Here is a 12678-nt window from a genome sequence, read left to right on the forward strand (position 1 = left end):
CCGGTCACATCGCGAAGTAAACGAGTTCACCGCCGATGATGGTGGCCGCCACCATGCCGGCGTCCAGCTCGGCCAGCGCCGTCGCCGGCGGCTCGCTCAGCACACAAAGGTCCGCCGGCTCTCCGACCGCGACGGCCCGCGCCTGGGCCGGCCGATCGGGGCGGCCCAGGAACATCGTCAAAGCCTTCCGCGCAGAGACACATTCGGTGGCGTTCAGGACGGTGCCGCTGGGGGTGGTGCGGTACACGGCGGCGCGCATCGCCGTCCAGGGGTCGCCGTGACCGAAGGGCATGTCGGTGGAGAGCGCCACCGGCACCGTCGCCTCTAGCAGCGAAGCGACCCGCCACAGCTGAGGATGCTCGGCGGCGGGGACGTCGGCGAGGTAGTGATCGCCGCGCTCGGCAACGAAATTGGGCTGCGTGACCACCGTGACCCCCAGCTCGGCGAGGTCGGCCAAGTTTTCCCGGGGCACGACGGCGGCGTGCTCGATGCGATCCTGCGGATGGCCGCCCGCCGCCCGCAGGGCCGCGATGGTGACCACGAGTTGGGCGGCGGTCACGCAGTGCACCGCGACCGGCCGGTCCGCGTCGTGCTGGCCGGCGATCCAGTCCGCCAGGGCGTCCAGGTCGAGGCGGTCGTCGTGCAGAATCTTCTTGCCAGGGGCCAGAAAACTCGGCCGGGGCCGGAACTCGCCGCGCCGGTGCGCGACCACCAGCGACACCATGTCATCGGCGTCGAGATCCGGGGTGGCGTCGGTGACGCCGGTGACGCCGGTCGCGGTGATTCGCCGGCTCAGTTCCGCGAGGTCGCTTTCGCGCCGCTGCAGCAGGTCCGACCAGCCGTGGTCCGCGCTGCGCAGGCGCCCGTCGGGATGTTCGGCCAGCCCGACCCGGCCCAGCGCCTCGGAGTTGAGGATCCAGAGCGCTCCACTGCGGTGCTGGATGCGCACGGGGACGCTGCGAACCATCGCGTCGAGGGCCGTCCGGTTCAGGTCGCCGGCCACCGACTCGTGGTAGCCGACGGCGCGAATCCACCCGTCGGGACCCGGCGTCGCATTCGACAGCAGTTGTGTCAGTTCGGCTTTGGTGCTGACCCCGGGCGGCCCCACGACGAACGAATCGAGCGCGGAGGCCGCCGACCGCACGTGCACGTGGTGGTCGTGCAGGCCGGGCAGGACGGTTCCGCCGCCGGCGTAGAGCACGCCCTCGCCGCGCTCGGCGACCAGGCCGTCGCCCATTTCGTCGATCCGGCCGCTGACCCGGATGTTGGTGGAAGTCCCGTCGAGCAGCGTGGCCCGCCGAATCAGCATGGCGGGCAACCCCGTTCGACTACCATTCGTCGCACCGCCTCGTTGTCGACGCCCAGCCGCGCCGCGGACCGGCCCCGCGGCGGAACCGGCGGGGGTGGCGCGGGCAGGTGCGAGATCGACGCTTGGGTCGGCAGCGCCGCGTAGCCCGCGGCGACGGCGGCCATCGACACCTCGATCAGCTCGCCACCACCGCGGCCCAGCGATTCGGCTACCACCCGGGCGGCCTCCAGCCCCGTCAATGGATCGGCGATGGCGTCACCGCAGAACACCGGCCCGTCGGCGGCGACGCCGACGAGGCCGCCGCCCACCGCGGCGTCATCGCCGAACGCCGGCCTGCCGTCGTCGTATCCTTTGATGCGCAACCAGATTCGACCCCTGCCCGGCTCGATGTGATCCGGCCCGAGCCGGCGCCGCGTCAGCGCCGCGGGACGCGAGCCTTCGATCACCACGTCGGCGGCGCCGAGCAGCTCGCGCAACTCGCCGGCTTGGCCGTCGAAATCGACACAGTACGAGAGTTTTTCACCGTTCATCCAGTCGAAGAACGCCCGGTTGCCGCTCCGAGTGCCGTCCGGGCGGACCGGGCTCTCGACCTTGACGACCGTCGCTCCGGCGCGTGCCAGCAGCTGCGCGCACAACGGGCCCGCCCACATGGAGGACAGGTCGGCGACCAGCAGCCCCGAGACGTCGCGCGCCGGTCCGCGGCCGCCCCGCGGCCGTATTCGCGGCGCGGCGGCGGCGGCTTCGCCGAGACCCGCCGCGGGGATGTCGAGCAGCGTCGCGCGCTCGACGACCGCGCAGAGCGGTCGCGTTGCCGCCCAGCGCCGCAACGCAACCCACGGGTCTTCCGCCACCTCATCGTGCTGCACCAGCGCGGGCACCGCGGCGGCGTCGTCGGGGCGCGACAGCGTGATCGCGCACCAGCCGTCGGCGACGACCAGCAGCCGGGTGGCGCCACCCGCGGACACCCGGCCGCCGCGAGTCAGGCCCAGCAGCGCGGCCCGCCCGGTCAGCAGGCCGGCGGCATTGACCGTGATGCCCCAGCGCTCGGCCACGGCCGCGGCCACCCCCTGGGCGTGGGTCAGCACGTTCGCGCGCGAGAAGTCGGGCGGTCCGTCCGGCAGGCCGGTCAGGTAGGCCAGTCCGCTACTCCCCCACATCGACGTAGCCGAGCTCACGTCCACCATTGTGCTCGTCACGCGCCCCCTAAAACTGCAGCGCGCTGAATCGCCAGTCCAGCACCGCGCGGTCTGGTTCAGCCGCGACGTCGCTCACGGCGTAGACCAGCGACCGTAGCCCCAGCACGCCGCCGTGGCCGGTCGGCTCGGCGGACTCCACGTGCAACTCGCTGTACAGGGTGTCGCCTTCGTGGACCGGTCCGGTGTGATCGCAGGACTCCCAGCCCAGCACCGTCGCGAGGTTGGGCAGCAGCCTGCTCGCCTGCGCGAGCGCCAACCCGATGGTATGGCCGCCGTAGACCAGCCGGCGTCCGCCGACCCGCGAATCATGATGAGTGGCAGCGACATTCAAGGTGAGCCGGGCCAGCTCGGGCGCGCTGCTGACCGCGTCGGCCGTGCTGCGCAACGCCGTGCCGGCCAGGCCGGGGTGAAAGTGCGGACCGGGCACCTTGCTCCGGAACATCTCGCCGTCCCAGTGCGCGACGGGGTCGGTGGCCGGGCCCGGTGTGCCGGCGCCGATTCCGGATAGGTCGTCGCTCGGCGCACTGTGCGGATCCCAGTCCGGGCCGGCCGGCAGCATGGCGCACCGGTAGAAGTCGAGGACCAATCGATCGGCCTGGTCGATCGTGATCATCCGGAGCGCCGCCAGTCCCGTCGGGGGCCGGCCCGGCTTCAGCGAATTCGCCCGTAGCCCAACCACTTCGGTGCGGGTGTAGACGGTGTCGCCAATGACCGGGAAGCGGTGAAACGTCAGGCCGCGGTAGAACAGGTTGGCCTTGACCCGCTGGGTGGCCAGCGTCGACTGGCCGATCGCGACGTCGCAAACCAGCGCCGGGTGCGCCAGCGGTCCCGGCACGCCGGTCACGGCGGTGCACAGCACGGCATCGCACGCCAGGCGGAGCCGGTCACCCACGATCGCCTGGTGGGCCGCCGCCAGCCCTGAGGACAGCGTCACCGCAGGCGCCCAGTCGAAGACCTGGCCGACCGAGAGGTCGTCGAAGTACGGGCCCCCCGGCCGGATCCCCGCATACCCGTCACTAGTCACAACGCCACATGCTGGCAGGCTGTCGAAGCGAGGGTCAACCGCGTGGCGATCGCGAGCGCGGCGAAGCCGGGCGAAGCGGGTCGCCACCATCAACCGCGTGGCGATCGCGAGCGCGGCGAAGCCGGGCGAAGCGGGTCGCCACCATCAACTGCGTGGCGATCGCGAGCGCGGCGAAGCCGGGCGAAGCGGGTCGCCACCATCAGGGCTGGAGGTCGATAGCAGGTGAACGACGAAGAGGACATGCTGGTGGCTACGGTGCGTGCGTTCATCGATCGCGACGTCAAACCGACGGTCCGCGAGGTCGAGCACGCCAATACCTATCCCGAGGCGTGGATCGAGCAGATGAAGCGGATCGGCATCTACGGCCTGGCCATTCCCGAGGAATACGGCGGGTCGCCGGTGTCCATGCCCTGCTACGTGCGGGTCACCGAGGAGCTGGCCCGCGGCTGGATGAGCCTGGCCGGCGCCATGGGCGGGCACACCGTGGTGGCCAAGCTGCTGACCCTGTTCGGGACGGAGGAACAAAAGCGGGCCTACCTGCCGGCGATGGCGTCCGGCGAGTTGCGGGCGACGATGGCGTTGACCGAACCGGGCGGCGGCTCGGACCTGCAGAACATGACCACGACGGCGCTGCCTTTTGAGAGCGCGGACGGCGCCCCTGGCGGCCTGCGGATCAACGGGTCGAAGACCTGGATCAGCAACGCGCGGCGGTCGGGGCTGATCGCGCTGCTGTGCAAGACCGATCCGAATGTCACGCCCCGCCACCGCGGCATCTCGATCGTGCTCGTCCAGCACGGCCCCGGGCTGACCGTGTCGCGGGACCTGCCCAAGCTGGGCTACAAGGGCGTCGAGTCCTGCGAGCTGTCCTTCGAAGATTTCATTGCGCCCCAGTCGGCGGTGCTGGGCGGTGAGATGGGCGCAGGCTTTTCGCAAATGATGAAGGGGCTCGAGACGGGCCGCATCCAGGTGGCCGCCCGGGCGCTGGGTGTCGGCACGGCGGCGCTCGAGGACGCGTTGGCCTATGCGCAGCAACGGGAAAGCTTCGGCCGGCCGATCTGGAAGCATCAGTCGGTGGGCAATTACCTGGCCGACATGGCGACCAAACTGACCGCCGCCCGCCAGCTCACCCGCTATGCCGCCGAGCGTTACGACAGCGGCGAGCGCTGCGACATGGAGGCCGGGATGGCCAAACTGTTCGCCTCCGAAGTGGCGATGGAGATCGCCCTGAACGCGGTGCGGATTCACGGCGGCTACGGATACTCGTGTGAATACGACGTGGAACGCTACTTCCGCGACGCGCCCCTGATGATCGTCGGCGAGGGCACCAATGAGATTCAGCGCAACGTGATCGCCGGGCAATTGGTCGCGCGGGGCGGTATCTGAGCCGGAGTCCGAATGTCCGGGCTTGGCGTCGGGGCGTGCTGTATCCTTGCCTGACTTCTCAGCAAAGCTGCGCGGGATGAAAAGTTACTGCGATGAAAGAAAGTCGGCTGCCATGAGTTATCCCCCAGGGCCCTACGAAGGCTCGCCGGAATGGCAGGGCCAGCAGCCGGAATGGCAGGGACAGCCGCCGCCTTGGCAGGGCCAGCAGCCGGGTTGGCAGGGCCAGCAACCGGGTTGGCCGGGCCAGCAACCGGGTTGGCCGGCGCCGCAACCGGGCTGGCAAGGCCAGCCGGAGCCGGAGAACTACCTCGTCTGGGCCATCCTGTGCACGGTGCTGTGCTGTCTGCCGATCGGAATCGTGTCGATCGTGTACTCCACCAAGGTGTCCGGGCTGTGGGCCCAAGGGCGGTATGCCGAGGCCCAGGCGGCGGCCGACAACGCGAAGAAGTGGGCCATCATCGGCGCCATCGTCGGCGCGGTGTTCGCGGTGATCATGGTGATCCTGTACGTCGCCATCGGCGTGATCGCCGTCTCGAACCTGCCGTCCACCACGACCACGACGTATTCGGGCTTCTGACAACGCTTTAGGCGTTTCCTAGTCGCGGGTCGCGTCGACCAGGCCCCAGGCCAGCGCGGTGCCGGCGTCGATGGTGCGGCCGGACAGCACGAGATAGGCGGTACGCCACCGGCCGATCCGGCGGGTGACGCTGAGCGTCCCGCCGGCGCCGGGGATCAGCCCCAACTGGAGTTCGGGCAGCCCGAACACCGAATCGTCACCCGCGGCCACCCATCCGCAGAACGCCGCCATTTCCAGCCCGCTGCCCACTACGCGGCCGTGCACCTCCGCCCGGCAGGCGCGGCCGAGCCGGGCGGTCAGCTCATCGAGCGCCAGGGCGGGGCTGTGCCGGGTGCGGGCCAGGTGCGCGCTCGCCGGATCGGCGAAGGTGCCGAATTCGGCGAGGTCGCCCCCGCTGCAGAACGACGGCCCGTTGCCGCTCAACACGATCCCGGTCACCGACGGGTCGAGTTGCGCGACGGTCAGCGCCTCCAGCAGCGCGGCCCTGGCGTCGGTGGAAAACGCATTGTGTCGCTGCGGGCGGTTGAACGCGATTCGCAGCGTGTCGCCGTCGCGGTGGGTCCGCACCGGGTCGGCGATGTCGGGCATCCGGGCCGGACCGCGTTCGGCCAGCCAGCGCGCGAACTCCGGGCCCGCCTGCAAGGTCGAATAGGCCAGCGACTCGGTCACCACCGCCGACAGCGCGGGCCCACCCGGGTCGACGCCGCGCAACACGTCGTCACAGATGCTGCTGGCCTGCGGCCAATGGTGACAGCGCGCGGTCAACTCGGCGAGCGCGTCGGGCACCGAAGCGACGGTGACTACCCGGCGATCGTCGCAGCGGTCCTCGGTCAGGGTGAAAGTCGCCGCCTGCAACCATGATTCGCAGCGGGCGAGGTCGGCGGCCGAACCATGCGCCAGGATCACCCCCGGCGGACCCGCGGAGCCGGTTTCGGGGCCGGCATCCGGGGGGCTCGACAGGTCCAGCACCCGCAGCATCGCTACACCGAGTATTTCTCGATCAGCCCGTTCTTGTAGAGCTTGCCGGTGTCGGTGCGCGGCAGCTGGGCCTCGAACGCGATTGAGCGCGGACACTTGTAGTGCGCCAAGCGATCCCGCAGCCACGTCAGCAGCTCGTCGGCGAACTCGGCGGTGGCGTCGGACGGGTCGACGGTCTGCACGACCGCCAGCACGCGTTGCCCCATCTCGTCATCGGGAACGCCGAAGACCGCCGCGTCCAACACCTTCGGGTGGGTGGCCAGAAGGTTCTCGGTTTCCTGCGGGTAGATGTTCACCCCGCCCGAGATGATCATGTGGTGGCGGCGGTCGGTGAGGTAGAGGTAACCCTCGTCGTCGACGTAGCCGATGTCGCCGACCGTCGTCCACCCGCGCTTGTCCCGGGACGCAGCCGTTTTCGCGTCGTCGTTGAGGTACTCGAAGCTGTAGCCGCCCGCGAAATAGATCTCGCCGGGGTGCCCAGGCGGCAGCTCGTTCCCGTTCTCGTCCAGAATGTGGATCTCGCAGGCCATCGGCTTGCCGACCGAGCCCGGGTGCGCCAGCCACTCCTCGGCGCTGATCAGCGTCGACCCGATCGCCTCGGAGGAGGCGTAGTACTCGTCGATGATCGGCCCCCACCAGTCCATCATCTGCTTCTTGATCTCCACCGGACACGGCGCCGCCGCGTGCATCACCCGCTGCAGGCTGGACAGGTCGTACGAATTGCGCACCGCCTCGGGCAGTTTCAGCATCCGGGTGAACATCGCCGGGACGAACTGCCCGTGCGTGACGTGATAGCGCTGGATGGCGTCGAGGCAGCCTTCGGGATCGAACTTCTCCAGCACCACCGTGGTGATCCCGCCGGCCTGCGCGCTCATCGACCAGACCGAGGGCGCGGTGTGGTAGAGCGGCGCCGGGCTGAGATAGATCGAATCCGGGTTCATCCAAAAGCCGACGAGGGCGGACATCATGCCGGGCGCCTCGGCCGGCGGCACGTGCGGCAACTCGCGTTTGATGCCCTTGGGCCGGCCGGTGGTGCCCGACGAATACTGCAGCAGGTCACCCTCGCGTTCGTCGTCGATCGGGGTGTCCGGCTCGCCCGCAACGCATTCGGGGTAGCGCTGCCAGCCCTCGAGGTCGTCGTCGACGATCAGCAGCAATCCGGGCAGGCCGCCCGGAAGGTGCTCGGCCAGGTTCTCGCAGGTCTTGCGCAGCGCCGCCGACCCGATGATCGCCTTGGCGGCGCTGTTGTCGACGATGTAGGCGGCCTCGGCCGCGGTCAGGTGGGTGTTGATCGGTACGTAGTACAGACCGCTGCGGCGCGCCGCCCACATGACCGCGTGCATGTGTTCGTTGTTCTCCATCAGGATCGCGACGGCGTCGCCCTCGACGAGGCCGGCCCGCCGGAAATGATGCGCCAGCCGGTTGGCCCGCGCCTCCAGCTCGTCGAAGGTGACGACCGTGGCGGACGGGTGAAGAATTACGGCGGGCTTACCGGTGCCGAGGTACTCGCGAATCTGCATGCGCAGACTGTACCGCCGAAAAACTTGACGGGTGTCAAGGTGTACGGTTCGCGCTTGTCCTTCGCATCCCGCGCACCTGGCTTACAGTGCGTCAATGGGCATCACCGAGGGCCGGGCCACCCCGGATGCCCCGTCGGGAGTAGTGACCTTCCTTTTCACCGACGTGGAGGGGTCGACGCGCCGGTGGGAGGCCGACCCGGACGCGATGCGGGCGGCCCTGGCAGCTCATGACGACCTGCTGCGGGAAACCGTGGCCGCGTATCGAGGTTGGCTTTTCAAGCACACCGGGGACGGGGTCTGCGCGGCGTTCAGCTCTCCTAAGGCCGCCGTGGGCGCGGCCGTCGCCGCGCAGCGGGGGCTGGCGCTGCCGGTGCGGATGGGCATCGCCACCGGCGAGACCGAGTTGCGCGGCGACGACTACTTCGGTGCGGTGCTGAATCGCGCAGCGCGGGTCATGTCGGCAGGACACGGCGGCCAGATCCTGCTCGACGGCGCCACAGCGGAACTGCTCACCGGTGTCGACCTGGTCGACCTGGGCGCGCGCCGGCTGCGCGATATTGCCAAACCCGTTGCCATCCATCAAGTGCGGGCATCCGGGCTCAGCACAGACTTCCCGCCGCTTCGGGCGGTCGACGCCGTGCCGGGGAACCTCAGAGTGCCGACGACCTCGATCATCGGCCGCGAGTCGGACATCGTCGAGGTACAGACGGCGCTCAAAGCCCATCGCCTCGTCACGCTGACCGGGGTGGGTGGCGTGGGCAAGACACGACTGGCGCTCGAGGTCGCCACCCGCCTGGAGAACGACTTCCCCGACGGCGCTTTCCTCATCGAGCTGGCAACCGTCGGCGATCCGGCCGCGGTGCCCGACGCCGCGGCGGCCGTGCTGGGAATCATCCAGCAGCCCGAGATGAGCCTGGCGGACAGCATCGCGATGGCCCTGGCGGGCCGGTCACGGCTGCTGGTGTTCGACAACTGTGAACACGTCCTGGATGCAGCGGCCGAGCTGATTGAGAAGATCCTCGAGCACTCGGCGGCCGTCACGATTCTCGCCACCAGTCGCGAGGGTCTGTCGCTGGGCGACGAACAACTGTGGACGGTACCGTCGCTGGACCGCGGTCACGGCGTGGCATCGCCCGCGGCGACGTTGTTCATCGAACGCGCACAGGGTTTTGCGCGGGGCATGTCCTTCACCCATGGCGACGACGCGGCCGCCGTCGTCGAGATCTGTCGCCGCCTGGATGGGATACCCCTGGCCATCGAATTGGCCGCCTCGCGGATGGTGTCCATGAGCCCCACCGAGCTGCGCGATCGGCTTGACGACCGGTTTCGGCTGCTGGTCGGATCCCGGCGCGGGCTGGAACGGCACCAAACGTTACGGCACATGGTCCAGTGGTCCTACGATTTGCTCGACGATTCGGAAAAGGCTCTGCTGCAACGCTGCTCGGTGTTCGCGGGTGGGTTCGACCTTTCGGCCGCCTGCGCAGTCACCGGATCCGATGACGATCTGGTCACCCTGGACCTGCTGCATGCCCTGGTTCGCAAGTCGCTGCTGGTGGCCAATCGGTCGGCGTCACGAACGCGCTTCTCGATGCTGGAGACCGTCCGCCAGTTCGCCGAGGAACAACTCGTCGCCGCGGGTGAAGCGGACGACACCCGCACCGCGCACGCGCGGTATTTCGCCGGCCGGGAAAACGATCTCATGGAGCTGTGGAACAGCGCCCGGCAGCGCGAGTCCTACGCCTGGTTCACGGACGAATTGCCGAACCTGCGCAGCGCATACCGGTGGGCCGCCGACGCCGGCGATCTCGACACCGCCATCGCGATCGCTTGGTACGCAACGATTTTAGGACTATGCATCGAAAAGTACGAGTCCGTCCCGTGGGCGGAGGAACTCATCGAGCCGGCGAAAGCCGTCGACCACCCGAGGCTGGTGCACCTCTACCTGGCCGCCGTGCAGTGCTACGCCAACGGGCGCATCGAGGATTACTTCCGCTATAGCGAGGCCGGCAAGGCCGCGATCATCGGCGGGCGCTACGACGAGATTGTGGAAGCGCTCGAGCCGATGCTCGGGGTCGGTTATATCGTCGCCGGCCATCCGGAACGCTGGGTTGACTGGTGCCACAACATCATTGAGCGACGCCAGCACCCGCACACCTTGGTGCACGCCTGCCTGGTCTACGCGTTGATCATCAGCGGGGACAACGCGGCCGCGGTCGCGGCATCGCAAAAGCTCCCGTCGGCCGCCGAGACCTCGGACAACCCGAATGTCCGATCTCAGACTCTGCTGGCATACGGATACGCCAACTCCCGGGCCGATCCGGCCAAGGCCTACGACGCGTTGGCCCGCGGCCTGAAGATCGCGCGCGAAAGCGGTAACCGCCAACAGGAATCGCACCTGACGCTCATCCTTTCCCGGTTGGCCGTTTCGCAGGGCAACCTGACGGATGCCCTCGACCTGCTGACCGTGTCGATGCGAAACTTCTTCGATTCGGGCAGTTTCGCGTTGGTCCGCAGTCCGTTGGCGGTCCTTGCCGCGTACCTGGACCGCCTCGGCCATCACGTGCCGGCGGCCACCATCAGTGGGTTCGCCGCCACGCCGCTGACGTCGCACGCGTTTCCGGAAATCAACGGCGCGGTCGCGCACCTGCGCGCCGCCCTTGGCAACCGGGAGTACGAGTCATTGGCCGCAAATGGGGCGGCCATGACCAGCGCGGAAGTGGTCAGCTATGCGCTCGACCAAATCGACACGGCCCGGGCGGAACTGGTCGCCCCCGAACGTGGCTAGTCGGCGTCGGCCAGGCGTTGCTTGAGCGCCTCGAACTCGTCCTTGACACCGGTGGGCAGCTTGTCGCCGACGAACTCGAACCACTCTTCGATCAGCGGAAGCTCCTGGCGCCACTCGTCGGCGTTGACCGCGAGCGCCTTCGCGACGTCTTCGGCTTCGACGTCGAGGCCGTCCAGGTCCAGGTCGGCCGCGCTCGGCACGATGCCGATCGGGGTGTCCTGACCGCCGGCCTGGTGCTCGATGCGGTCGACGATCCACTTCAGCACGCGGCTGTTCTCGCCGAAGCCCGGCCACAAGAACTCACCGTGCTCGCCGCGGCGGAACCAGTTCACGAAGAACACCTTCGGCATCTTGGACTCGTCGGAGTTCTTGCCGAGGTCGAGCCAGTGCTGGAAGTAGTCACCGACGTGGTAGCCCAGGAAGGGCAGCATGGCCATCGGGTCGCGGCGCACCGTGCCGACCTTGCCCTCGGCAGCCGCGGTCTGCTCGCTGCCCATGGTGGCGCCCATGAAAACGCCGTGCTGCCAGTCGCGGGCCTGCGTCACCAGCGGCACCGTGGTCTTGCGGCGTGCGCCGAACAGGATGCCCGAGATCGGCACACCCTGCGGGTCGTCCCACTCCGGCGCCAGGATGGGGCACTGCGACATGGGTGTGCAGTAGCGCGAATTCGGGTGGGCGGCTTTGGTTTCCGTCTCGCGGATGTACCAGTCGTTGCCCTTCCAGTCGATCAGGTGATCGGGCTCCCCCTCCAGGCCCTCCCACCACACCTCGTCGTCGTCGGTGAGCGCGACGTTGGTGAAGACGGTGTTGCCCGCGGCGATGGTGCGCATGGCGTTGGGGTTGGACTTCCAGTTGGTGCCCGGCGCCACCCCGAAGAAACCGAATTCGGGGTTGACCGCATACAACCGGCCGTCCTTGCCGAACCGCATCCAGGCGATGTCGTCGCCCAGGGTCTCGGCCCGCCAGCCCGGGATGGTGGGCTGCAGCATCGCGAGGTTGGTCTTGCCGCACGCCGAGGGGAACGCCGCGGCGAAGTAGTACGCCTTGTTCTCCGGGGAGATCAGCTTGAGGATCAGCATGTGCTCGGCCAGCCAGCCCTCGTCGTGGGCCATCGCCGACGCGATGCGCAGCGAGTAGCACTTCTTACCCAGTAGCGCGTTGCCGCCGTAGCCCGAGCCGTAGCTCATGATTTCGCGGGTCTCCGGGAAGTGGGTGATGTACTTGGTGTCGTTACAGGGCCACGGCACGTCCTTCTGCCCGGGCTCCAGGGGCGCGCCCACCGAGTGCAGCGCCTTGACGAAGAACCCGTCGTCACCCATCTTCTCCAGGGCGGCCTTGCCCATCCGGGTCATGGTGCGCATGGAGACGACCACGTACTCGGAGTCGGTGATCTCCACGCCCAGCTTGGGGTCGTCCGCGCCGAGCGGGCCCATGCAGAACGGCACCACGTACATGGTGCGGCCACGCATGCAGCCGCGGTACAGGTCCTTCAGGATGCCACGCATCTCGGCCGGATCCATCCAGTTGTTGGTGGGGCCGGCGTCGATCTCGCGCTCGGAGCAGATGAAGGTCCGCGACTCCACCCGCGCCACGTCGGACGGGTCGGACAACGCCAGGTAGGAATTCGGGTGCTTCTTCTCGTTCAGCTTCGTGAAGGTGCCCGCCTCGACCAGGTGGGCGGCGAGTCGATCGAACTCTTCGGCGGAGCCGTCGGTGAACACCACGCGCTCGGGCTGCGTGAGCTCGGCGACCTCCCGTACCCACGACAGCAGCCCCCGATGGTTGGTGGGTGCGGTGTCCAGTCCGGGAATGGTCGCTGAGGTCATCGAAGTCTCCTGAATTCTTCTGCGTACTCGGGCTTCTTTTGGTGCCCATCGCGTATGCGGTCGCCCACACAACGGTTGAC

Annotated in this window: 9 protein-coding genes; 3 read left to right on the forward strand and 6 right to left on the reverse strand. The window is 68.7% G+C overall.

The features are described 5' to 3' along the window. Positions 1-4: 4 nt before the first annotated feature. The 3 genes from A5678_RS13815 to A5678_RS13825 are packed head-to-tail and all read right to left on the reverse strand — an operon-like array spanning position 5 to position 3529. Positions 5-1309, reverse strand: coding sequence for an amidohydrolase family protein (locus A5678_RS13815; protein ID WP_068043182.1), 1305 nt, complete (start codon positions 1307-1309; stop codon positions 5-7). Continuing rightward, positions 1303-2493, reverse strand: a complete 1191-nt coding sequence (locus tag A5678_RS13820; protein ID WP_068043184.1) for a CoA transferase — start codon at positions 2491-2493, stop codon at positions 1303-1305. Before A5678_RS13820 ends, A5678_RS13815 begins: the two co-directional genes overlap by 7 nt. Positions 2494-2512: 19 nt before the next feature. Further along, positions 2513-3529, reverse strand: a complete 1017-nt coding sequence (locus A5678_RS13825; protein ID WP_068043186.1) for a MaoC family dehydratase — start codon at positions 3527-3529, stop codon at positions 2513-2515. A 222-nt stretch (positions 3530-3751) separates the two neighbouring features. Between A5678_RS13825 and A5678_RS13830 the strand changes: the two genes are divergently transcribed. Then, the gene (locus A5678_RS13830) at positions 3752-4912 is read left to right on the forward strand and encodes an acyl-CoA dehydrogenase family protein (RefSeq protein WP_082945560.1); all 1161 of its coding nucleotides are present in this window, start codon (positions 3752-3754) and stop codon (positions 4910-4912) included. Positions 4913-5024: 112 nt separating this feature from the next. Then, a complete protein-coding gene (locus A5678_RS13835; protein ID WP_068043188.1) occupies positions 5025-5489 on the forward strand; it encodes a CD225/dispanin family protein in 465 nt (154 codons plus the stop codon). Between the two features lie 18 nt (positions 5490-5507). Here A5678_RS13835 and A5678_RS13840 read toward each other — a convergent pair whose 3' ends face one another. Continuing rightward, a complete protein-coding gene (locus tag A5678_RS13840; protein WP_068043190.1) occupies positions 5508-6467 on the reverse strand; it encodes an enoyl-CoA hydratase/isomerase family protein in 960 nt (319 codons plus the stop codon). A 2-nt stretch (positions 6468-6469) separates the two neighbouring features. Next, complete coding sequence (gene fadD4, locus A5678_RS13845; protein ID WP_068043192.1) at positions 6470-7987, reverse strand: fatty-acid--CoA ligase FadD4; 1518 nt, start codon at positions 7985-7987, stop codon at positions 6470-6472. A 94-nt stretch (positions 7988-8081) separates the two neighbouring features. Between fadD4 and A5678_RS13850 the strand changes: the two genes are divergently transcribed. Then, the gene (locus A5678_RS13850; RefSeq protein ID WP_068043194.1) at positions 8082-10772 is read left to right on the forward strand and encodes an adenylate/guanylate cyclase domain-containing protein; all 2691 of its coding nucleotides are present in this window, start codon (positions 8082-8084) and stop codon (positions 10770-10772) included. On the opposite strand, the gene A5678_RS13855 is transcribed toward A5678_RS13850, so the two are convergent. Further along, entirely contained in the window at positions 10769-12598 is a 1830-nt protein-coding gene (locus A5678_RS13855; protein WP_068043197.1) for a phosphoenolpyruvate carboxykinase (GTP), read from the reverse strand. The genes A5678_RS13850 and A5678_RS13855 overlap by 4 nt on opposite strands. Positions 12599-12678: the final 80 nt, after the last annotated feature.

This window comes from Mycobacterium sp. E2733 (assembly GCF_001667585.1).
Lineage (GTDB): Bacteria > Actinomycetota > Actinomycetes > Mycobacteriales > Mycobacteriaceae > Mycobacterium.